Consider the following 443-nt stretch of genomic DNA (forward strand, 5'->3'; position numbering starts at 1 on the left):
GGCCGCGACACCGTGGAAGCGGGATTGGCCGGTCCGCAAATAGGCGTAAAGCTCGTCCTCGCTCCAGGGGATCGGCGCTTTCGAAAGCGACGTCAGCGCCGGCGCCTCCCAGCCCTCGGCAAAGCCGCCGGCGAGATAGGCATGCTTGAGTTCGGCGCCGAGCGCGTTGCGCGGCGAATGGCAGGCGCTGCAATGGCCGAGACCTTCGACCAGATAGGCGCCGCGATTCCAAATCTCCGATTTGGTCGGATCGGGCTGGAATGTTGTCGTATCGTGGAACAGCGCATTCCATCCGGCGAGCAGCGGACGCAGGTTGAACGGAAACTTCAGTTCATGCTCCGGCGTTGTCGCGCGCACCGGCGCCTGGGCCATCAGGTAGGCATAGAGCGCCTGCAGGTCGGCATCGCTGGCCTTGGCGAAATGGGTGTAGGGGAAGGCCGGAT

1 pseudogene is annotated in these 443 nt (G+C 64.6%); it reads right to left on the reverse strand.

Annotation, left to right across the window (positions count from 1 at the left end):
- Positions 1–443, reverse strand: a pseudogene (locus I6F36_RS38800) (cytochrome c); the annotation flags it as partial.

The sequence above is a fragment of the Bradyrhizobium sp. BRP19 genome (assembly GCF_020194195.1).
GTDB lineage: Bacteria > Pseudomonadota > Alphaproteobacteria > Rhizobiales > Xanthobacteraceae > Bradyrhizobium > Bradyrhizobium yuanmingense.